At 68.9% G+C, this 21,906-nt stretch carries 17 protein-coding genes; 10 read left to right on the top strand and 7 right to left on the bottom strand.

Annotated elements, in window-relative coordinates; translation table 11 throughout:
- Positions 1-95 precede the first annotated feature (95 nt).
- Both FHX37_RS11065 and FHX37_RS11060 read right to left on the bottom strand, forming a co-directional pair.
- Positions 96-290 carry a hypothetical protein gene (locus FHX37_RS11065; protein WP_141923820.1) on the bottom strand — a complete coding sequence of 65 codons (195 nt, stop codon included), beginning with the start codon at positions 288-290 and terminating at the stop codon, positions 96-98.
- A 138-nt stretch (positions 291-428) separates the two neighbouring features.
- A complete protein-coding gene (locus FHX37_RS11060) occupies positions 429-1,076 on the bottom strand; it encodes a hypothetical protein (RefSeq protein WP_141923819.1) in 648 nt (215 codons plus the stop codon).
- A 255-nt stretch (positions 1,077-1,331) separates the two neighbouring features.
- Between FHX37_RS11060 and FHX37_RS11055 the strand changes: the two genes are divergently transcribed.
- The 4 genes from FHX37_RS11055 to FHX37_RS11040 all read left to right on the top strand — a co-directional run bounded on the left by FHX37_RS11055 (position 1,332) and on the right by FHX37_RS11040 (position 6,418).
- Complete coding sequence (locus FHX37_RS11055) at positions 1,332-2,018, top strand: ribonuclease HII (RefSeq protein WP_246062243.1); 687 nt, start codon at positions 1,332-1,334, stop codon at positions 2,016-2,018.
- A gap of 116 nt (positions 2,019-2,134) precedes the next feature.
- The gene (locus tag FHX37_RS11050) at positions 2,135-4,570 is read left to right on the top strand and encodes an AAA family ATPase (protein ID WP_141923818.1); all 2,436 of its coding nucleotides are present in this window, start codon (positions 2,135-2,137) and stop codon (positions 4,568-4,570) included.
- A 204-nt stretch (positions 4,571-4,774) separates the two neighbouring features.
- A complete protein-coding gene (locus tag FHX37_RS11045; RefSeq protein WP_141923817.1) occupies positions 4,775-5,494 on the top strand; it encodes a nucleotidyltransferase family protein in 720 nt (239 codons plus the stop codon).
- 48 nt (positions 5,495-5,542) lie between these two features.
- Complete coding sequence (locus tag FHX37_RS11040) at positions 5,543-6,418, top strand: tyrosine-protein phosphatase (RefSeq protein ID WP_141923816.1); 876 nt, start codon at positions 5,543-5,545, stop codon at positions 6,416-6,418.
- On the opposite strand, the gene FHX37_RS11035 is transcribed toward FHX37_RS11040, so the two are convergent.
- Positions 6,413-7,987, bottom strand: a complete 1,575-nt coding sequence (locus tag FHX37_RS11035) for a hypothetical protein (protein ID WP_141925195.1) — start codon at positions 7,985-7,987, stop codon at positions 6,413-6,415. The genes FHX37_RS11040 and FHX37_RS11035 overlap by 6 nt on opposite strands.
- An 875-nt stretch (positions 7,988-8,862) precedes the next feature.
- Between FHX37_RS11035 and FHX37_RS11025 the strand changes: the two genes are divergently transcribed.
- The 3 genes from FHX37_RS11025 (at position 8,863) to FHX37_RS11015 (ending at position 14,347) form a co-directional block, all read left to right on the top strand.
- Positions 8,863-10,926, top strand: coding sequence for a SpoIIE family protein phosphatase (locus tag FHX37_RS11025; RefSeq protein ID WP_246062241.1), 2,064 nt, complete (start codon positions 8,863-8,865; stop codon positions 10,924-10,926).
- A gap of 356 nt (positions 10,927-11,282) precedes the next feature.
- The gene (locus FHX37_RS11020) at positions 11,283-13,028 is read left to right on the top strand and encodes an RNA polymerase sigma factor (protein ID WP_394344515.1); all 1,746 of its coding nucleotides are present in this window, start codon (positions 11,283-11,285) and stop codon (positions 13,026-13,028) included.
- 341 nt (positions 13,029-13,369) lie between these two features.
- A complete protein-coding gene (locus tag FHX37_RS11015) occupies positions 13,370-14,347 on the top strand; it encodes a hypothetical protein (RefSeq protein WP_141923813.1) in 978 nt (325 codons plus the stop codon).
- Here the strand turns inward: FHX37_RS11015 and yaaA are convergent.
- Positions 14,334-15,155: a peroxide stress protein YaaA gene (gene yaaA, locus FHX37_RS11010; RefSeq protein ID WP_141923812.1), complete on the bottom strand. Its 822-nt coding sequence runs from the start codon at positions 15,153-15,155 to the stop codon at positions 14,334-14,336. The genes FHX37_RS11015 and yaaA overlap by 14 nt on opposite strands.
- A 346-nt stretch (positions 15,156-15,501) precedes the next feature.
- On the opposite strand from yaaA, the gene FHX37_RS11005 reads away from it, so the two are divergent.
- Complete coding sequence (locus FHX37_RS11005; protein ID WP_141923811.1) at positions 15,502-16,164, top strand: hypothetical protein; 663 nt, start codon at positions 15,502-15,504, stop codon at positions 16,162-16,164.
- Positions 16,165-16,335: 171 nt separating this feature from the next.
- Here the strand turns inward: FHX37_RS11005 and FHX37_RS23230 are convergent, their stop codons facing one another.
- Positions 16,336-16,599 (bottom strand): NAD(P)-dependent oxidoreductase, encoded by a 264-nt coding sequence (locus FHX37_RS23230; RefSeq protein ID WP_211351806.1) that lies wholly within the window; start codon positions 16,597-16,599, stop codon positions 16,336-16,338.
- A 25-nt stretch (positions 16,600-16,624) separates the two neighbouring features.
- Positions 16,625-16,852 carry a DUF7455 domain-containing protein gene (locus FHX37_RS23570; protein WP_141923810.1) on the bottom strand — a complete coding sequence of 76 codons (228 nt, stop codon included), beginning with the start codon at positions 16,850-16,852 and terminating at the stop codon, positions 16,625-16,627.
- A 987-nt stretch (positions 16,853-17,839) separates the two neighbouring features.
- On the opposite strand from FHX37_RS23570, the gene FHX37_RS10990 reads away from it, so the two are divergent.
- Both FHX37_RS10990 and FHX37_RS10985 read left to right on the top strand, forming a co-directional pair.
- Complete coding sequence (locus FHX37_RS10990; RefSeq protein WP_141923809.1) at positions 17,840-19,945, top strand: DNA gyrase/topoisomerase IV subunit B; 2,106 nt, start codon at positions 17,840-17,842, stop codon at positions 19,943-19,945.
- A gap of 283 nt (positions 19,946-20,228) precedes the next feature.
- Positions 20,229-20,786 (top strand): RDD family protein, encoded by a 558-nt coding sequence (locus FHX37_RS10985; RefSeq protein ID WP_141923808.1) that lies wholly within the window; start codon positions 20,229-20,231, stop codon positions 20,784-20,786.
- Here the strand turns inward: FHX37_RS10985 and FHX37_RS10980 are convergent.
- Complete coding sequence (locus FHX37_RS10980; protein ID WP_141923807.1) at positions 20,774-21,904, bottom strand: L-cysteine desulfhydrase Cds1; 1,131 nt, start codon at positions 21,902-21,904, stop codon at positions 20,774-20,776. The genes FHX37_RS10985 and FHX37_RS10980 overlap by 13 nt on opposite strands.
- Positions 21,905-21,906 lie beyond the last annotated feature (2 nt).

Here is a 21,906-nt window from a genome sequence, read left to right as displayed (position 1 = left end):
GCCAGGGGGCCGGCCGGCCGCCCCGACAGTGGCCTTCCCTCCGTTCGGTGGGTCCGCGGTCTCGGGCGAGGGTGCACCGGAAGTGGTGGGGTGGGTCACACTCCGGCGTGGGCCAGTGCGTCGTAGCCTCCGTCGATGTCGATCCCGTGCCGGGCGGCGATCTCCACGAGGTCCTCGATCTCCCCGGCCTGGGCTTCGCACAGTTCCGCGTCGCCCCGCAGGCGGGCGCGGCGCAGTGCCATGACAGCGTCGTAGACGCGCAGATGCAGGGTCATCATGAATTCGTTCATGGCGTATCCGCCCCTCGATTCGGCTCTGAATCAAAAGCTGCGCCCAGGATTACCGATACCGGATAAAAGGAAAGTGAGAGATACGCCTGTGATGGGTGAAGTCTGGTAGTGAGAAACGCCACCCGGAATCCGGGGAACTCAGTATTCGGTCCAGGAGTACCAGTTGCCGGAGACGTGTTCGTAAACCACGCTGTCCTGCCCGTCTATGAAGGTTCCGGTCGGGAGCGCCTCGGTGCTGTAGGCCAGGCCCGACGTGTGGAGGAGCCCCGCTCCCCGGATCGTGTACCTGGTGATCCCGTCCGAGACCGATACCGCCCGCAGCGGGTACCACCCGGCCCACTCCCCGCCCATCGGAAGGGTGGTCGAGGAGTCCGCCGTAGCGCGCACCTCGGTGAGCTGCGCGCTGGAGGCCTCGACCCGTGAGGTGAGGGGGACGTCGGCGACGGAGAGACCCAGGGTGAGCAGAGCGATGGCCGGAGCGGAGATCCAGCGCAACCAGTAGTAACGGATCATCGGCCGGGCCACCGTCAACGCGATACCCAGCCGTAGCGCGCCCATTCCCGCCAGGAACGCACCGCCGCCCATGCCCAGGACGAAGCTGGTCAGGTGGCCGCCGGGAACGCTGTCCTCGTGCAGCAGGACGAGAGCCACGACGACGCAGGCCGGTATGTAGAGACGACCGGGTGGGCGGGACGCCCACGAGATGAGTCGTTGCCCGACCGTGGGCCGGTGCGAGATCTCGATGAGTTTGGCGACCGAATCCTCGTCACTGGAGGCGGCGGACATGCGGCTGTTCCTTAAGTGCGTCGGCTTCCCCTGCCCAGCAGGCTCTGTGCGGGCTGTTCTCAGCATAGGGGAACGGGGGCCGCTCTTCCGCGCCCAACGCGATTTTCCGGAGCTGTTGTCGGTACCGGCACATCCCGTCAGGGAGCGTGCCGCGGAGTCCGAGCGGCGCGTTCCACCCCGCCCGGCCGCGACGGATCCCGGACCTGCCACCGACCGCGCTTTGGGAACAGGTACGCTGCCACTATCCTCGGCGAAGTGGCCGACACCTCCTCGAACCCAACGCCCAGTTACGCGTTGGAACACGAACTGTCCGAGAACGGCGCCGGCGTCATCGCCGGAGTCGACGAAGTGGGACGGGGAGCCTGGGCGGGTCCGGTGCTCGTGTGCGCCGCCGTCACCGACGGAACCGCGCCTCCCGCAGGGCTGACCGACTCCAAGAAGCTCACCCCCAAACGCCGCGCGGAGGTCGACGACCTCCTCCGCACCTGGGTCGGAGACTACGCGTTCGGGCGGGCGGAGCCGGCCGAGATCGACGAGCTCGGGCTCACCGAATCCCTGCGCGTGGCAGCTAACCGCGCGCTGGAAGGGCTGCGCGAGCGGCCCGACACGGTCCTCCTGGACGGCAGGCACGACTACCTCGGGCCGCCCTGGCGGGTACGTACCGAAGTGGCGGCCGACCTCTCCTGCGTGTCGGTCGCCGCGGCGTCCGTCCTGGCCAAGGTGGAACGCGACACGTTCATGGCGGGCCTGGACGGGCACTACCCGGGCTACGGGTTCGCCACCGCCGTCGGCTACCCCTCACCCGTGCACCGCGCGGCTCTGGGGGAGCACGGGCCCACTCCCCACCACCGGGTGAGCTGGTCGTACATGGACCGGCTGCCGCGGTGGCGACACCTGCGCAAACCCAAGCCCAACCGTGGCGCCCAGCTTCCGCTGCTCTGAACCGGTGCACGGCTCCGCCTCCCACCACCGGCAGGTAACCCGGTTTCCGGGAACGCGGACGGGGCGGCAGCGCCGCACCGACCGAGTACGAGACGAGGAGGGAGAGGGTCAGGGGAATGCCGAGTGCGGACCACTCCCGAACGGGTCGGGAGCCACGACAGACGTCCCCGGTGGAACGCCTCCGCGCCCGCTACTACCGGCATCCGCCACGCAACCGCCTGCTCGCGGGCGCTGCTGTCATTGTGGCTGTCGCCGTTCTGGCGTTCCTCCTCGGAGTCCCGGTCCCGGCAGCCGTCGGTGTGACACTCGCGTCCCTCCTGGTGTTCGCGGCGTTGATGCGCTCCACGGAGGCCGTGGCGACGACGTCGGTGAGCCTGGTGTGGCTGGGGCTCGCCTTCGTGCTGTTCCAGGTCCCGATCCCCACCGCCGACTCGGCGGTCCTGCTGCTGTTACCGCTGTTACCGCTGTCGGTTTCGGTGGTGGCCACCCGGATCCCCGAGTTCCCGGTGTGGCACACGACCCTGCTCGCTCTGCTCGTCGGGCTCATCGTGGGACTGGCGGTGGCGCTGGCCGGGATGCTCACCTCGGCGTTCCCACCAGCGCTGGGGCTCGTCCTCACGGCGGCGGCGTCCGGCGCGGCGCTGGGATGGCGGTTCGTGGCCGCCTACCGGTTGCGCCGCGGCATGCACAACCGGGACGGCACCGCCACCCGACGACCGGACGACGCCAACCGGCGCCCCCGGTTCCGCCCCGGTTCGACCGTGCCGGCACGCGGTGCCAGCGGGCCGTCCGCCGCGAACGCGCCGGGTGACGGGGACGATCCCCCGGCCGTCTCGGCGGACGAGGCCCTGGCCGAACTCGAGAACATGATCGGGCTCGAGCCGGTGAAGCAGGAGGTGCGCGCGCTCGCCGCCTCCATCGAAGCGGCCCGGCTGCGTGCCGATGCGGGCTACAGCGTGGAACGGCCGTTACGCCACCTGGTGTTCTCCGGGCCTCCCGGAACGGGGAAAACCAGCGTGGCGCGCACACTGGCGCGGGTTTTCCACGCCTTCGGACTCCTGCCCTCCTCCCGCGTCGTCGAGGCGCAACGCGCCGACCTGGTGGGGGAGTACCTGGGAGCGACCGCGATCAAGACCAACCAGCTCATCGACAGTGCCCTGGGCGGGGTGCTGTTCGTCGACGAGGCGTACTCCCTGGTGAACGACGGGGACGGGCAACCCGACCGCTTCGGGAACGAGGCGGTGCAGACCCTGCTGAAACGCGCCGAGGACGACCGCAACGGGTTGGTGATCATCCTGGCGGGCTACCGGGACGAGATGGAGCGTTTCCTGGCCTCCAACCCGGGTCTGGCGTCCCGGTTCGACACCCGTGTCACGTTTCCCAGCTTCTCCGCGGCGGAGCTGCAGCGCATCGCGGAATCACTGCTGGAACAGCGCGGCGAGGCCATCGCGGAGGAGGCGCGGCCCGCGCTGCAACGGAGGTTCGAGCAGGTCCAGCAACGGGAGGTCGTCGACGAACTGGGCAACGGACGGTTCGCCCGCTCGCTCGTCGAGAAGGCGACCGAGGCCCGCGACGTGCGCGTCGTCACCGCGCAGCAGGGCAGGAACCGACCGGACACCGGAGAGCTGGTCACGGTGCGCGCCACGGACATCACGAGCGCTTTCACCGAACTGACCGGACGGCTCTCCGGTTTCGCGGAGCCTCCGGACGTGGAGGAGGCACTGGCCGAGCTGGACGACATGATCGGTCTGGAACCGGTCAAACGCCAGGTCCGCTCGATCGTGGCACAGCTGCAGGTGGCCAAGCTGCGCGAGGAGCAGGGGCTGCGGAACCAGCCGCCGATGCGGCACTTCGTCTTCACCGGACCGCCCGGCACCGGCAAGACCTCGGTGGCACGCATCCTCGGACGGGTCTTCGCCGCCCTGGGACTGCTCAGCCGCCCGGATGTCGTCGAGGCGCAGCGTCTGGACCTGGTCGGCGAGCACCTGGGAGCGACCGCGATCAAGACCGGGAAGCTCGTCGACCGGGCACTGGGGGGCGTGCTGTTCGTGGACGAGGCCTACTCCCTGGACAACCCCGGATACAGCGGCGGCGACGCGTTCGGGGCCGAGGCGGTGCAGACCCTGCTGAAACGCGCCGAGGACGACCGTTCCAGACTCGTGGTCGTGCTCGCCGGCTACCCCGCGGAGATGGAGCGGTTCCTCGCGAGCAACTCCGGCCTCTCCTCCCGCTTCAACATCCGCGTGGGTTTCCCCAGCTACACTCCCGGCGAGCTGACCGAGATCGCCGACGGTGTGGCGGAGAGCGCCGGCGACGTTTTCGAGGAGGCGGCGCGCGCGGACCTCCGGCGGATCTTCGACTACGTCTGTTCCGCCGGCTGGATCGACGAACTCGGTAACGGCCGGTTCGTCCGCTCGCTGTTCGAGAAAGCGTGCGCTCACCGGGACCTGCGTGTCTCCCAGGACTACGGGAACTCCGCCACCGCCGCGGAACTCACCGTGGTCACCCGCGAGGACGTCCGCAACGCTTACGCCGAGGTCACCCAAGGGTAGGTCCTGTGTAAGCCCTCCGATGGACGCGTGCGCGGCGCCCCAGCGCGGCCCGGCGGTGTTTCCCGGCCTCCCGGCGGAGGATCCGCTGCGCATTCCCGACCGGCCCGTCGGCGCGGTGCTGGGCGCGCCGCTCGTGGCGGCCAGCGTCCACCGGACAAGGAGCTGGGCGTGACACGACGGCACGTCCTGTTAACCTCCGCTGGCATGAACCGATCCACCACTCCCATCAACCAGGCCATCATCCTCGCCGGCGGTCAGGCGACCCGGCTGCGTCCCTACACCGACACCCGCCCCAAAGCCATGGTGGAGGTGGCCGACCGGCCGATCATCGACTACCAGCTGGAGTGGCTCGCCGAGTACGGCGTGGAACACGTGGTCGTCTCCTGCGGGTACAAGGCCGACGTCCTGCGGGAGCACCTCAACACCCGCCGCGGTGGCCCCGAGATCACACTGCTGGTCGAGGAGGAGCCGTTGGGACGCGGCGGGGCGCTGCGTTACGCCTCCTCCGGTCTGCGGGAGGGCCAGGGAGCCTGCTACGCCCTGAACGGCGACGTTCTCACGTGGTTCTCGCTGGAGGAGTTCACCGACTACCACCGCGAGAAGGGCGGGCTGGCGACGTTGGCGCTCGCCCAGTACCGGACGAACTGGGGAATCGTGGACGTGACGGAGGACGGCACGATCGAGGGGTTCACGCAGAGCCCGTTGCTGCCGTTCTGGATCAACGCGGGGGTGTACGTCTTCGAGCGGGAAGCCCTGGCGCTGCTTCCGGAGGAGGGAGACCACGAGGCCACCACCTTCCCGGATCTCGCGGCCGAGGGGCGTCTCTTCGGGTACCGGATCAACGCGTTCTGGCGGGGGGTCGACACGGTCAAGGACGTCAAGGAGGCCAGCGAGCAGATCCCCGCCCTGCGGAGCGGAACGTGAGGGGACGCGACTCCCGCGCGGTAGGGGAGTGCGTGTACTGTCACCGGCGTGACGAACAATTCACCCATACTTGCCGCGGCCCCCAACTTTCGCGACGTCGGGGGCTATGCCACACATAACGGGGAGCGTGTGCGTAGCGGGGTGCTCTACCGCGCGGGTACCCTGCACAGGCTGGAGGAGTCCGACCTCGCGGCGCTGCGTTCCCTGGGACTGCGCCAGGTGGTCGACCTCCGCACGGAGACGGAGCGTGCGCGGGAGGCGGACCGGATTCCGGACGGAGCCGAGTACGTGCCCCTGGACGTCACGCCCACCAAAAGCCCGCCGTCCGCGCCGGCGGGAGAGCGTGAGCCCCGCTCCCACGGTTCCCCCGCGCCGGGCAGCAGCGGCACCCCGGAAGCTCCCTCCCCCAACGCCGACCTCGTCACCCTCCTCGCCGACGCCGAGCGCGCCCACGCACTGCTGGCGGACAACGGGGCGGAGCGGTTCATGCACGGGGTGAACCGGATGCTCGTCGCCAGCGACGAGGCGTGCTCCGGTTACCGGGAGCTCATCCAGCGGGCCGCGGCCGGGCCCGGGGCGCTCGTGTTCCACTGCAGCGCGGGAAAGGACCGTACCGGGTGGGGGGCGGCGGTCCTGCTGCGCCTGCTCGGCGTCCCCACGGAGACGGTCGTCGCCGACTACCTCGCCAGCAACGCGCGGCTGGGCGGGCTCGAGGACTGGGCGCACCTGCTGGTCCGGAACTATGGCTTCGCCCCGGAAGCCTTCCTCCCGCTGGTGGAAGTGCGCCGGGAGTACCTGGAGACGGCGTTCGCGGAGGCGGACCGCCTGCACGGCTCGTTCGACGCCTACGTCCGCGACGGTCTGGGAATCTCCCAACGCACCGTGCGGGAGCTGCGGGAACGCATGCTGGAACCCCGGTCATAAGTTCTCCAACCGCTCCCGCAGCTCCTCCTCGTCGTGACCGTCGGTGTCCGCGAGGACCGCGAGCAGTTCCTGCAGCACCACGGAGCGACCGCAGCCCCGGTCGAGCAGCCGCTGGGCAGCGTTCCACAGGGCGGGGGGATCGCCGTGCCACAAGCGTTCGGCCAGCCGTTCGTGCGCTGCCAGGTCCTCCTCCGAAGGGGTCTCCCCGCTGCTGGGTGTCCGGCCTCCCGCCGAGTGTTTGCCCCGGTGTTCCGTCGGGGACTCGTAGTGGCCGAAATGGTCCAGCTTCAGCAGCGCCCGGCGCCCCTCCCGCGTGGTCGGGTCGAACTCGTGCGCCGAGTCGGCGAGCAGGTCACTGGTGAGCAGCGGGAACGCGAACATCCGCCGCGGGAGGGCCGCCAGGTCCCCGTCGGGGAGCAGCCGCCGGATCACCTCCTGGCGTAGGCCGAACGAGGAGGCGGGGTCCGGATAGGTGTTGGTGAAGACGGCGGTGGAGTTCCACAGGGCGTCGAGTGTGGCACCGACCGCGGACTCCGGGAGCTCGTTGCGTGCTCCGGCCCACCGGATCCATGCCGCCAGCACGTGCGGCATGGCCTCCTGCTCCTCGGGAAGCAGGACCGTACGGCGCGGTAGCCAGCTCAGCAGGAACGTTTCCACCTTGCTCGGGCTGACACGCGTGGGACGCCCGGCGTCGATGTCGCAGCCGTAACCGATGATGTGGTCGACGCACCGGCTGGCGGCATAGGAGTCGGAGAGCTCGGCCGCCTCCTCGGACGCCAGGAAGCGCGCCGCGAGAACGGCCCGGTGGTCGGGGCGCCACACCGGCTCTGCCGGAGGCTCGGCCTCGCGCGGCAGGGAGCGCACCCGTGCCCGGGTCAGCGCGTGGTGGGCTGCGAGGGAGCCGCCGGCCAGGTCCTGCTCGCTGATACCCACACTGCGGACGGGGTTCTCCGGTTTCCCGCCCAGTACCTGGTCGGTGCGCTGGATGGCGTTCTCCAACAGGGTGCGGGCGCGCTCCGGCCGGGTCGCGGCGAACACGGACATGGGGTCGCGGTTCTTCTGCTCCTCGCAGCGTTCGATCAGCTGCTGGGGTTTGGCGGTCACCCAGGCGTCGCGGAGCACGCCGCCACTGTTGTGGTCGATCGCCGCGATCAGAGCGTGGTGCGCCGCGTCGGTACCGGCTGTGGGAGCGTAACGGAAGACGCAGATGACCTCGTCCGTGTCGCCGTACCTCGTGCCCGATATGTAGGCGCTCTGCGGCAGTACCTCTCCCACGGACGTTGTCCAGGACGGGCCGGAAACCCCCTGGGCCCGCAGGCTCCGCGCGGATTCCGCGGCGAGCCGGCGCTGACGCTGGGAGGTGCCGAGTACCGAGATCCCGCTGAGCAGTGCCAACCCGGCGGGTGTGCCGGAGTCGGCAGCGTGGGCGACCAGTCCCTCGCCGAGCCGGCGTTCCACGTCGACGCCGGGCATCTTCCGCGCCCACCATGCCCCGAGCATCTCGCTGACACCCACCTCGGCGTCGAGGGGCTCGCGCACTGACAGCAGGGTGTGCGCGGCACGCAGCATCTCAGCGAAAACGGCGCTGGGCACTGGCCCGGAATCTGGCTGGGAAGAGTGGGACGGTACGGACACCCCTCCGAGCCTATTGCACGTATGGTCCGTTCCATGGCTGATTCCGGGAATCTCCGGGCGAGGACTCCCGGCGGGACTCCGGTACCGCGGCCGCGGAAGCGGAGGCGCCGACGCGTGCCCTCGGGGAGGGCTCGGAGTTGAGCACGGCGTGTAGGCGCTCCCGAGCGAGGCGCTCCACGAGCCCCGTGGTGACGCGGAACCCGAGGTGTTCCGCGCACCTCCACGCGTCGTGGACACAGCGTTCGATACACAGCCGTGACAGGGCGTTGAACTCGTCGTGGAGTCTGACGGTTACCTGCTGTGAATCCCCTGTCAGGTGGGTATGGAGCATAGCGGGTCACGTCCCTCGCTGGTGGTGTCCGTAACAGTGACCTCTTCCCGGGCCAGTCTGTCACGTGGAAGGGGTGTGCGCAGCGGATTCCGCGGCGGCGTGTTTCCGGGTGTGTGGGTGTCCTCCGCGGCGGGGAGGTCGTGTGCGTGGCGGTGCGGGAGCACGCGGCGGCGGGGCGCGCGGGCCGTGACCGTGGGGTGGCGGTTGCCGTGCGGCATTCACTTTCCGTCGCCACCACCGGTCTTCCATGTCACCTCCACCACCGTGGCCGCGCGTTCGTCGCTTATGCTGAGGCAGTGGTAGCGGTTAGCGGGTGTAACGCCGGGTGCGGCGCGGGGACGTCGCACTCTGAGCACGGTGCGTAGCCTCGCTTGCCGAGTATGAGCCGCGCTTCCGGTGGTCGGAAGCGCGCCTCGAGTTGGGAAGGGCCCTGGAGGTGTCATAGTTGAGCACCGAAACGTCCGTTCCGCTCCCTCGCGTGCCCAGTCTTGGGACGCTGGACTCCGCGCTGTTGGAGGTCCTGCTCAAGGAAGCCCCGCTCGGTTTCGCCTTCTTCGACACCCAGTACAGGTTCCAGCGGGTCAACCGCACCCTCGCTGCTGTCTACGGGAAGTCCGCGGCGGACTGCCAGGGGCGGACACCAGCGGAGGTGCTGGAGTGCGCGGGAGACGTGGCCGAGCACGAGCGGGCGCTTGCTGCGGTGCTTGCAGGGGAGCCGACGGTCTACAGCGACCAGCGGATACTCTCCGCTCCGCGTTCCGGCAACCACGACGCGCAGCCGTGGGCGATGTCGTGGTTCCCCGCCCACCAGCAGGACGGTGGGATAGCGGGCGTCGTGCTCATCACGCTCGACCTGAGCGACGAGCAGGCGGTGGAAGCGGCGCTGCGCCGGGGCGAGGAGCGGTACCGTTCGCTGCTCAGAGCGACGAACCAGATCGTGTGGTCCGCCCGTCCCGACGGCAACATCGCCGAGGACTGCCCGGAGTGGCGGGCCATCACCGGGCAGAGCGTCGAACAGTACCTCGGCCAGGGGTGGCTGGAGACGATCCACCCCGACGACCGTCAGCGGGTGGAGCACCTCTGGCAGGAGGCCGTCGCCGACTCCACCGGTTTCGACACGACGTTCCGGGTGCGCTCGCAGTCCGGCGACTTCCGGAACTTCCGTTCCCGGGCGGTCCCCATCATGCGCGGCGGCGCCGTCATCGAGTGGGTCGGTGCCAACATCGACGTCACGACACAACACGAGGCCGACGACATGCGCCAGCGCCTCACCCAACAGCTCGGTGAGGCGGCGTTGCGGACCGTCCGGCTGCAGAAGGCCACGTCCGATCTCGCCGAGGCGCTGACCGTGGACCAGGTTGTGCGGGCGATCGCGGAGATCGGCTGGACAGCGGTGGGAGCGGACCGTACCGCCGTGGCGCAGTTGGACCGGGAGCGGTTGCGGCTACGGGTACTGAGTCAGCGGGAGGACGACGTCCCGGGTGACCAGCCGGAGGAGGCCGGGCTGGAGTATCCGGGAACCATGTCGCAAGCGGCCCGGGAGCGGAAGCCGTTCATCGCGGGAAACCCGCTGGAGTTGCGTGCCCTCCTGCACGACGCCCCCTCGGTCACCGAGTTCCTGGCCGGTACCGACGAACAGGCGTGGGTGGCGCTCCCGCTGGTCAGTGCCGGGCTGCCGATCGGAGCGCTGCGGTTCGCGTTCACCAGTCAGCGTGAGATATCCGAGGAGGAGCGCGTTTTCCTGGAAGCGCTGGCGGGGCAGTGCGCTCTGGCGCTGGAGCGGGCGACGCTCTTCGAGCGGGAGCACCGCACGGCCGAAGCGCTGCAGAAGAGTCTGCTTCCGGAGGAGCTTCCCGAGGTCAAGGGCGTTCGGATGCAGTCCTCGTACAGTCCGGGGACACAGCACGTCCAGGTGGGCGGGGACTGGTACGACGCGTTCCCGCTGCCGGACGGCCGGGTCGCGGGGGTGCTCGGCGACGTCATGGGCAAGGGGATCAAGGCCGCCACCGGAATGAGCCGGGTCCGGAACGCGTTGCGGGCCCTGGCGTTCAGCATGCCCGAACCCGCCGAGGTGATGACCGGGCTTGACCGCATGTTCGACGCCACCGAGGAAGTGGACCAAGTGACAACGTTGGTTTACTTCGTGCTTGACCCGGAAACAGGTCAGATCGATCTCAGTAACGCGGGGCACCTGCCGCCGCTGGTGGTGGCGGAGAACACGGAGCCCTGGTTGCTGCGCGCTGAACCAGGAACACCACTCGGAGTGAGTTCGCAACGGGGGCACCACAATTTTTTCGTACAACCCGGTAACACTGTCGTGCTCTACTCCGATGGACTTGTTGAGAACCGGAAGCGTTCCGTCGCCGCCGGTCTCGACGAACTTGTCAGCATGGCGTCCCAGGCGCCGCCGGGGGTGGTGGGTGATCCACAGGAAGTACTCAACTACCTTGTTGAGGGCATGCTCACAGGGTATGAGCAGGACGATGACGTCACACTGCTCGCCGTGCACCTCCCGGTGCTCCAACCGGAGCTTGATAAGTGAACCGTACGAAGAAGTCCGACACTTTGCCTAAGGTGGAGGAACCGTCAACCCCGCTGAAGCGGGGGGTGATGTAGGGGACCCGACGGTGGGATTCGATCCGCGCGGTTGCGGAGAAAAATCCTACTGGGCGGATGTGCCCAAACGCCAGAGAGGGCGCATACGCTGAAAAAAACCGGCTTCCCCGTCCCCGGCGGGGGAGGATCCCGGTCAACAGCGAGGAGAGGGTGCTCGCTCTCCCTCGCGGCTCTTTGGGCCGCCGGGTCCAGCAATCTCGCCACACGTCCGTTCGAGAGGTGTTTGTGTCACCTGCCAGTTCGACCCGCTCTAAACAGCAAGAATCGCTGCAAGAGCCTGTCATCCAGCAGCTGATCGAGCGTGGGCGGTCCCAGGGGTACCTTGAGCCCGAGGACGTGCGCCGTGCCTTCGAGGAGGCCGACATTCCGATGTCGCAGGCCCAGACCATTCTCCGCGGTCTGACCCAAGAAGGCGTGACTCTCGTCGTGGGGGCCGAGGAATCCGCACCCACGCGCCGTAAGTCTGCCCGCCGGAAGTCGGCCAGCCAGCAGTCGGCCAGCCAGCAGAAGAGTTCGAACAACCAGCAGAAGAGTTCCGGCAAGTCCAAGCGTGCCGCGGCGGCGCAGGAACAGTCCGAGACCGTGACAGCGGTCGTCGATTCCGGTGCCGATACGCAGGCGAAGGCCTCCGCGGACGAGGAGGCGGCCTCCGAGCAGGCCTCCGAACAGGCGTCCGAGGAGAAGTCGTCTGCCAGCGGTGGTTCGGCGAAGAGCTCGGCGAAGAAGAGCACTGCGAAGAAGTCGAAGAGCTCCGGGAAGGCCGCTTCCTCCGCCAAGAGCGAGAAGTCCGGAAGCGCAGAGCAGTCCGGTGACGCCCCGCAGGAGGAGCAGGGCGACAAGGCCGCCACGCAGGAGAGCGGTCTGGAGCCCGCCGAGGACCAGGACTTCGAGCTCGAAGAGGCGGGTGAACTCGAGGACACCGGCGTTGAGCTGGAGCTCGTCGAGGACCCGATGGACAGGTCCGAGCCCGCTGACGGCCCGGTGGCCGGTTCCGGCCTCACCCCCGAGGTGGCCGGGATACCTGAGAAGGCGGCAGCGAACACCTCCGAGGATGAGGCTTTCATCCTCTACCAGGACGACGACGACGCTCCTGCCGCGCAGGTGGCTGCGGCCGGGGCGACGGCGGATCCGGTCAAGGACTACCTCAAGCAGATCGGCAACGTCTCGCTGCTGAACGCCGAGCAGGAGGTGGAGCTCGCCAAACGGATCGAGGCGGGCCTGTTCGCGGAGGAGAAGCTCTCCGAGGAGCGGCACAGCCTCTCCTCCGAGTTCCGTGAGGAACTGGAGTGGATCGCCGACGACGGTGGCCGGGCGAAGAAACACCTTCTCGAGGCGAACCTCCGGCTCGTCGTCTCGCTGGCGAAACGCTACACCGGACGGGGGATGCTGTTCCTGGACCTGATCCAGGAGGGGAACCTCGGCCTGATCCGGGCCGTGGAGAAGTTCGACTACACCAAGGGCTTCAAGTTCTCCACCTACGCCACCTGGTGGATCCGGCAGGCGATCACCCGTGCGATGGCCGACCAGGCGCGCACGATCCGTATCCCGGTCCACATGGTGGAGGTCATCAACAAGCTCGCGCGGGTCCAGCGCCAGATGCTGCAGGACCTCGGCCGCGAGCCCACCCCGGAGGAGCTCGCCAAGGAGCTCGACATGACCCCGGAGAAGGTCGTCGAGGTGCAGAAGTACGGCCGTGAGCCGATCTCGCTGCACACCCCGCTGGGGGAGGACGGCGACAGCGAGTTCGGGGACCTCATCGAGGACTCCGAGGCGATCCAGCCGGGAGAGGCGGTCAGCTTCACCCTGCTGCAGGAGCAGCTGCACTCGGTGCTGGACACCCTCTCCGAGCGTGAGGCCGGAGTGGTGTCCATGCGGTTCGGTCTCACTGACGGCCAGCCCAAGACCCTCGACGAGATCGGCAAGGTCTACGGGGTCACCCGCGAGCGGATCCGGCAGATCGAGAGCAAGACCATGTCCAAACTCCGCCACCCCTCCCGTTCCCAGGTGCTGCGGGACTACCTGGACTGACCCACCGTTGCGGACCTTTCGCTCCGGCTCACCGGGATGGGGCCCGAGGCCGGAACCGCGGAAGCGTCCGCCACGCATGGTCCGGGTGTGGTTGGGGTGTCACCGCCCCGCCCCACACCCGGACGTGCCGTTCACCAGCATCTCGCATCCGATACTCCCGATTGTTGCGTGCGCGGAGTATGAGCGAGATAAAGACCGAGGGACCGTGCCGCGGTCCGGTTGGTCCCACGTTCGGGCCCCGGAAACCGTGAGGCGCTGTTCCGGCGGCGCGGCAGGGGCGCTAAAGTGCCGTGGCTATGGGACTGTTCGGGCGCGGCAAACGACAGACGAGAATCGCCTCGGTGGCGCAGACGCTGGCCACCGGTGAGCTCTGGCACGACCCGGCCCTCAACGCGGGGGCATCCGCTGTGGAGCAGGGGTACCTGCAGGCTGGCCTCGCGCTGCTGCGAGAGTCGCGCTACGACTACGAACAGCGCTCCTACCGGCTGGGTGCTCTCAGCGACTCCGCCCTCGGACGCAGCGGCGAGATCTATGACCTGTTCACCGACGGCATGCCCGCCGAGGAAGCGTCGGATGTCCTGCTGTGGGTGGGCGCCACCCTGGTCCGGGAGGCGTGGGAGATCCGTGGAGGCGGCTTCGCCGATACCGTGGGCGAGGGCCGGTACAAGCTGTTCTTCGCGAGTCTGGGAGCGGCCGAGGAACCTCTCCTGGAAGCTGCCCGACGGCGCCCGGACGATCCTGTCCCCTGGTCCGAAATGTTGGCGTATGCGATGGGCATGCAGCTCGACCGGCAGCAGGAGGACGCTGTCTGGGACAGTGTCGCCCGACGGTGCCGCTCCCTCTACCGGGCGAACTGGCTCCGGCTTCAGGCACTGTGCCTGAAGTGGGGCGGGTCGCACGAGGAGATGTTCGCGTTCGCCCGGCAGACGGTGGACGCTCTGCCTCCGGGGCATCCGGCGAGTGCGATGCTGCCCATGGCGCACTACGAGTATCTCAGTGCCGTGTTCATCGAGATGGTTCTCGAACAGGGGAAGACGTTCGCGTTCGCGACGTTGGAGACGGACTACTGGGAGGCGGGACTCGTCGCGGAACTCAAATCCGCCGCGGCCAAGTGGTGCGCGGCGGACCCCCGGCCCCATCCCGACGACCTGGAGGGCCACCACCTGTTCGGTTGGTCCATGTACCGGGCGGACGTTCCCGACGCGGCCCGGTGGCACCTCGCACAGGTGGGGAACCTCGTCGTGGGTACACCGTGGGACTGCATGGGCGACGAGCGGGAGGAACTCGCCGAGGCGCTGGTGGACCTCAGGATGAGCTGACAGGAGCGGTCCCGTCCCGCAGGACGATGTCCGCCGTGTACGGGCGGCCCTTGCGGGAGGGGGCGGTGAGCTCCGTGGGGTAGCCGAGGTCGTTGAGCGCCGTGACGAACTCGGCCGGCGTCCGCGCGTCCTCGCCCTTGGCCAGCATGTCCCGGGCGATCTCCCCCCGCGTGGCTTTGGCCATGTGGCTGACCACGGACCGTTGTGCGTGCTCCCCGCTTCCCGTATCCCGCAGTACACGCACCGACACCGTACGCTCCGCCGTCTCTCCCGAGGGTTTGAAAGCGGCCGCGTAGGCCGAGGAGCGGCAGTCCACCAGCAACCGGTCCCCGGCGTGTTCGAGAAGCGGAGTGGTGAGGTGCTTGCGCCAGAACGCACCGAGAGCTCCCAGCGGCGGGAGCTTCACCCCCATGGAGAGCCGGTAGGGCGGTAGCTGGTCGGTGACACCGACCACTCCCCACAGTCCCGAGAAGATCAGCACGGAGCCGCGGACGCGTTCGGCGTTCCCGCCGGTGAGAAGGTCACCGAGGCCGAGCCTGTCGTACAGCACACCGGTGTACAGGTCGGCGGCGCGCAGAGTGGGGGCGGTGCGGAGCTCCCGGTTGTGCGCTATCTTCGCGGCCTGCCCCGCCGACAGGCCCAACACCTGCCGGGCGTCCTCCTCCGGTCCCGCACACAGGGTCTCCAGCGCTTCCAACACTGTCTCGCGGGCACTCGCGGTCTCCGGAAGACTCAGCGCCGCGGGGTCCAGCCGAGGACCGGACCCCGCGGTTGCCTTACCCTCCGACGGCGGCAGCAGAAAGAGCATGGTTCTCACCTGGCTCGGGGACGGGAACGGCCCCAATCGTATTCGCCGGAGAGCGGTGCCGAACGCTCGAGTGGGGATTGGCGCTCTCCGGCGCCACGGTTTCCGTTTCCCACGGCGGGAAACGCGACGTACACTCCCGTCAGAAACCGGGCCGGTGCGTGTTTCCCGTCCCGGAGCGCCGCACTCCGCTTGGCCCCGGGGCTCGGCCGCCGGCCGAGCCAGGCGGGCGGGCCGGCCACCCCTCCGTGTCCACGAGGACGGGGCCGTCGCGCGTCCGGTTCGCCGTGCCAGCGGATTCCGCCAGTGGCGCGAGACGCAGTCCAGTTCGACGAGAGGGTACCCCCCCGTGTCCTACCCTCCCTACGCACAGCAACCGCCCGCTGGACCTCCACAGCACTACGGCCCTCCGCAGCACCATGGCCCTCATCCGCCCGCTCCGGGATGGGGGCAGTGGCAGGGGCAGCCGCAGTGGGGGCAGCCCGGCTACGCTCCCGTGCAACAGCAGAACCACCCCCCACAGGGCCATGCTCCGCCGCAACCACCCTCCAACGGCGACGGCGGGACGCCGCCGGCCGACGTGGCCCAGCTCGCCGCGCAGTACCAGCTCGGTGGCTTCGTGCGGAGCCACGTTCCCGCCGGGCCCCTCGCGGGTGTGCTGACAGCCTTCGGAACGCTCGCCGCCGTGGTCCTCATCGAGATCGCGCTGGTCGTCTTCGCTGGCGTGTACGTCGTGGGCGGCATCCTGTTCTTCGGGGTGATCTACGCGTTCGTCTACATGTTCAAGACGTTCTTCCGGACCGGCACAGCGGTGCACCTCTTCACCCACGGGCTGGTGAAGACCGAGTCCGGCCGTCCCTTCCCCGTGCACTTCGGGCAGGTGTACAGGATGCGTAAGGACAGGGAGGACCGCTATCTCCACATGGCCAACGGCAGCGAGGTGAAGCTTCCCGCGTTCCTCTCCGACGAGGAGGAGCTGTTCGCCCACGTCGCGAAGCGCGTGTCGGGCTGAGGATCCGCCCGTCGTACGGGAGGTCGCCGCCCGGCCGGTCTTCCACGGCCCGGGTGGAAAGCGCTCCCGGCCTCCCGCGACGGAGCCCTCCGTGTCACCCGGATGCCCTCGGAGCCTCGGGAGTGCCTCCGAGGTCGGGCACGCGGCCGCGTCGCTACGCTCGGGGAAACGTCAGTACCCGACGGTGAAGCGGCTGCGGTGGTGCCTGGGGTGTTGCGCCTCGTCGAGCAGCGCGACGGCGAAGTCTTCCATGGAGATGGCGGAGCCGCCCCGGGCGTCGGTGACGAGCTCGTCGCCTACCAACCGGTACCGGCCGGGCGTTTCGCCGGTCGCGGCCGCCGCGCGTGCTGGTGAGTTGGGGTCGTACCGGTTGGGGGCTCGAACCGAAACCAGCGGCAGCGGTCCGACCGGACCGCTGCCGCTGGTGTTGTTCACGCCTGTTCGCTATGGGACTTAACGCTCAATCGTCAGCGGCTGCGCCTGGTGTCTCCTCGTGGAGTCGATTCGTCTCGTCCTGAATCTCAGCGGCGATCTTTCGGATCGAATCGTCATGCTCACGCATGTGGTGTGCGCAGAACAACAGCTCGCCGCCAGAGTTGAGAACCACTCGGACGTAGGCCTGCGCACCGCAACGGTCGCAACGGTCAGCAGCCGTCAACGGCTGGGTGGGGGCAAGCGTTCCAGTCACTTCGCCTTCCTCAATGCTCGGCGTCAGTCACTCGGGACAACATCTATCCGGAGGCGGAACTTCCTAATCAACCCCGGTGTACGCTGACAGCGGAATCGACGTGATGTGCAGCTCAGCCCCTCCGGACCGTTGGGTTCTCGTGTCGCGGTTGTACCCGGCGGATCGCCAGGATATCGACAACGACCGGAAGTGCGTCTCCCGGTTCGGCGGAATCCACCTGCGGCGCGGGGGTGGTCGGACCTCCGGCAGGCCGCTGTCCTCCGGGGAAGCCGGGCCACGGTCCCGCCCGAGTGAAGAGGTTCGGGTGGCCGGTGCCCGGGCCGTCCGCTCGCGGGCCACGGGGCACGCGGAGGCTCCCCGGGAGAACCGGGAACCAGTGGCAGCGGTTCCGCGCGAACCACCGTCGAGGAGCCCGTGGCTGCCCAGCGCTCGGAACACCCCGGGTGCGTGTTTCCCACACCGTTCACACCCGGCCCCCTGTTCCCGGCGTCTGGTAGATTCTGCCCCGCCCGCGACAGTCACGCGGGTGCGAGTGGGAAGCCGTACCAGCCCGTGGGAGTCCTGGACCGGCCGGATCGCGGAACCGGAGACGGCCGTGGGGTGGGAAGCGCCGACTGAGCGGCTGGGCCGGGCCCGAACCTCCGGTTCCGGGTGCGGAAGGACCCGCACGGGCGCGGGGCGTGCCACGGCTGCGGGTTCCGCGCCACTGACCGTCGCGAACAGTCACCCCCACAATGGGGCTGCATGTCGATACAGCTAGGGTCTGTCTGGTAGAGACGTTTGGGCCCGTTGGGAGCGGGTTACCCGTTGCCTCCCGTCAAGCGAGTTCCACACGGGTGCGGCGGGGCTGCTGGACGGCCGCGCGTTTTACGTGTGGTGTGTCAGTCGTACACCCGTACCCCCGGCGTCGGCCCTGCCCACACGCGTCCGGCGCACACTCCGCCCGGAGCGTGCGCACCCTGTTCAACCAACGCAGGAGATGCCCACGTGACCGCCCTCACTGCCGTTCACGATCCGGAGGACTACTCCGCACGCAACCTTTCGGTACTGGAAGGACTCGAGGCGGTTCGTAAACGGCCCGGTATGTATGTCGGGTCGACGGACAGTCGCGGGCTCACCCACTGCATGTGGGAGATCATCGACAACGCGGTGGACGAGGCTCTGGGAGGGCACTGCACCCGGATCGACGTGGTCCTCCACAGCGACGGGTCGGTCGAGGTGCAGGACAACGGTCGGGGTATCCCGGTCGACATCGAACCGAAGTCGGGCCTGTCCGGTATCGAACTGGTCATGACCAAGCTGCACGCCGGCGGGAAGTTCGGTTCCGGGTCCTACAACGCCTCCGGGGGCTTGCATGGTGTCGGCGCTTCCGTCGTCAACGCCCTGTCCTCCCGGTTCGACGTGGAGGTCGACCGGCAGGGCTACACACACGCCATCAGCTTCCGGCGCGGGATCGCGGGCCGTTTCCTCGCCGAGGGCCCGGACGCGGAGTTCACCGCCCAGGCCGGTGTGGAGCGGCTCGGACGGGTCGGCGGCGACGCGACGGGAACGCGGATCCGGTTCTGGGCCGACCGGGAGATCTTCCTGAAGGAAGCGGACATCACGCGGGAGTCCCTGCTGGACCGGGCCCGGCAGACCGCCTTCCTGGTTCCCGGCCTGACCATCGCCGTGCGGGACGAACGCTCGGACAGCGAGGAGGTCTACGAGGAGGAGTTCCGCTTCGACGGTGGCATCAGCGAGTTCTGCGGCTACCTCGCCTCGGACGAGCCGGTCAGCGACGTACTGCGGATCCAGGGGGCGGGGAACTTCACCGAGACCGTGCCCGTGCTCGACGAGGACGGGCACATGACGCCCACCGACGTCGAACGCCAGCTCGACGTGGACATCGCCCTGCGCTGGGGGAACGGCTACGACTCCACAGTGCGCTCCTTCGTCAACGTGATCGCCACCCCCAAGGGGGGTACGCACATCACCGGCTTCGAACGGGCCCTCGTGCGCACGGTCAACGAACAGCTACGCAACGCGAAGCTGCTGAAGGCCAACGACGATGCGGTCACCAAGGAGGACGTCCTCGAGGGGATCACGGCCGTCGTCACGGTCCGCCTGGCCGAACCGCAGTTCGAGGGCCAGACCAAGGAGATCCTGGGAACGTCCCCCGTCTCCCGGATCGTCTCCCAGGTCGTCAGCAAAGAGCTGCGTGAGTTCCTCACCTCGACCAAGCGCCGGGAGAAGCAGCAGGCCCGGACCGTCCTGGAGAAGGTGCGGGACGCCGCCAAGGCGCGGTTGGCCGCCCGCCAGCAGCGGGAGACCCAGCGTCGGAAGAACGCACTGGAAAGCTCCGCGCTGCCGTCCAAACTGGTGGACTGCCGGAACGAGGGGTTTGAGCGCAGCGAGCTGTTCATCGTCGAGGGGGACTCCGCGCTCGGCACCGCCAAACTCGCGCGCGACTCGGAGTTCCAGGCGCTGCTGCCGATCCGCGGCAAGATCCTCAACGTGCAGAAGTCCTCCGTCGCCGACATGCTGAAGAACGCGGAGTGCGCGGCGATCCTGCAGGTGATCGGTGCCGGCTCCGGGAAGTCGTTCGACCTGGACTCCGCCCGGTACGGGCGGGTCATCCTGATGGCGGACGCCGATGTCGACGGTGCGCACATCCGGTGCCTGCTGCTGACCCTGATCTACCGGTACATGCGGCCGATGCTGGAAGCCGGCCGGGTGTACGCCGCGGTTCCGCCGCTGCACCGGATCGAGCTCACCAACGTCGGCAAGAAGAAGCGGGGGGCCAAGCCCCAGGACCGTTACATCTACACCTACACCGACGCGGAACTGCAGCGGAACCTGCTGGAGCTGGAGAAGAAGGGACTGAGCTGGAAGGAGCCGGTCCAGCGGTACAAGGGACTGGGCGAGATGGACGCTGACCAGCTCGCCGAGACGACGATGGACCCGCGGCACCGGACCCTGCGCCGGATCAAGGTGGAGCACGCCGAGGAGGCGGCCAGCATGTTCGGGCTGCTGATGGGCAACGAGGTGGCACCCCGCCGGGAGTTCATCGCGCAGGGGGCCCAGGAACTCGACGTCAACCGGATCGACACGTAACCGGCCGGGAGCTCCGTTGCTTCGTGCGGGACTCCTCCCGGCCGCGCCGGCGTTGCGCTCGCCGGGGCCTCGGGGCGGCTCCCTCCCCTCCTCGCCGGAGCCCGCCGCGCGGTGCCGGGGGAGCTGTTCACGGCGGACACGGGGAGCACCGGTCAGGAGTCGGCGACCGTCGGCGCGGTAACGCGGAAAGTGAGTGCCCCCATGGTTTAATCACCGAAAGTGTTTGGATTTTCGCGGTGAGTGACTCTCCGGCGGAGGGTCGGTACGTGACCGGTGGTGCGTGATGACCGATCAGCGCCCCCCGAACGGGGAGCTGCTTTCCCGAACCGCTGCGCGCGGGCGGCCGGAGCGCCCGGACGACACGCGGGTGGTCCTCCGCCGGATCGCGCAGTTCCTCACCGACGCCGCGCTGTCCTCGGTCCTGCCGTGGTGCTCCCTCGCCCTGCTCATACTGGTTCCGGTCGAACCGGACGGCACCATCCCCGAGCCCGGGCTCGCTCTGGCGCTCGGTTCGTTGGCCGTGACGGTCTTCGTCGTGGTGTACGTGGGGTACTGGGCGGTTCTCCCAGCCCTCTTCCGCGGCCAGACGCCGGGGATGAGGCTGTTCGGCGTCCGTGTGATCACGGACGACGGTAGCGAGGCGACGGTCGGCCAGATGTTCCTTCGCTGGCTGTTGCTGGCCGTCGACGGGTTCGCGGGCGGGCTGGCCGGTCTCCTGGTGATGCTGGCGACCGAGCGGCGGCAGCGGGTCGGGGACCTGGCGGCCCGCACCCTGGTGGTCCGGGTGGCGCCGCCCCCTGCGGGCGGCGCGTCAGACCACCGTTACCGTCACTTCCCCTGAGGCGGAACCCACTGGCCCGTGTCCATGAAGCGTTCGAGCGTCGCGGTGTAGGGCCCCAGGTCCATGCCCTGCTCCGCCACCCAGCCGTCGTCGTAGTAGTTGTGCCGGTAGCGTTCCCCACCGTCACAGATCAGGGTGACCACGCTTCCGCTGCGTCCCTCGCGCAGCATCCGCGCGATGAGCTGCCACACGCCCCACAGGTTGGTGCCGGTGGAACCGCCCGCCAGGAGTCCGGTGACGTCGTTGAGGTGGCGCATGGCGGCGATGCTGGCGGCGTCGGGAACGGGGACCATCAGGTCTATGACGTTGGGCAGGAAGCTCGGCTCTATCCGCGGCCGGCCGATTCCCTCGATCCGGGAGGGCATCCCGGTCGCGTAGTCGGGAACGTCGCTCACCCATCCCGGAAAGAACGCGGAGTTCTCCGGATCGACCACGGCGAGCCTGGTGTGGTGGCGCCGGTAGCGCAGGTAGCGGCCGATGGTGGCGGAGGTCCCGCCGGTACCCGCGCCCACCACGACCCACTCCGGCACCGGATAGCGTTCCAGGCTGAGCTGCTCGAAGATGGACTCGGCGATGTTGTTGTTGCCGCGCCAGTCGGTCGCCCGCTCCGCGTAGGTGAACTGGTCCATGTAGTGGCCGTTGGTGTCGGCGGCGAGCCGGGCCGCCTCGCTGTACATCTCCGCGGGAACGTCGACGAAGTGGCACCGGCCGCCGTAACGCTCGATCAGCGCGATCTTCTCCGGACTGGTCGAACGCGGGACGACGGTGATGAAGTCCAGTCCGATGAGTCGGGCGAAGTACGCCTCGGAGACGGCGGTGGAACCGGAACTCGCCTCGACGACGGTCGTCCCCTCGGTGATCCACCCGTTGGCCAGTCCGTAGAGGAACAGGGAACGCGCGAGACGGTGCTTGAGACTGCCCGTGGGGTGCACCGACTCGTCCTTGAGGTACAGGTCGATGCCCCACTGCGCCGGCAACGGGAACGTGTGCAGGTGCGTGTCCGCTGACCGGTTCGCGTCAGCGGTCACGAGTCGGACGGCCTCGTCCACCCAGGAGCGGGTACGCGCACAGGTGCGGTCCACCCAGGCGTGGCCGGAGTTCTCGGACGGTACGGTCATGC

It is taken from the genome of Haloactinospora alba, from assembly GCF_006717075.1.
GTDB lineage: Bacteria > Actinomycetota > Actinomycetes > Streptosporangiales > Streptosporangiaceae > Haloactinospora > Haloactinospora alba.
Note: the sequence above shows the minus strand (reverse complement) of the source record. Positions and strands in the feature narration are given on the sequence as shown.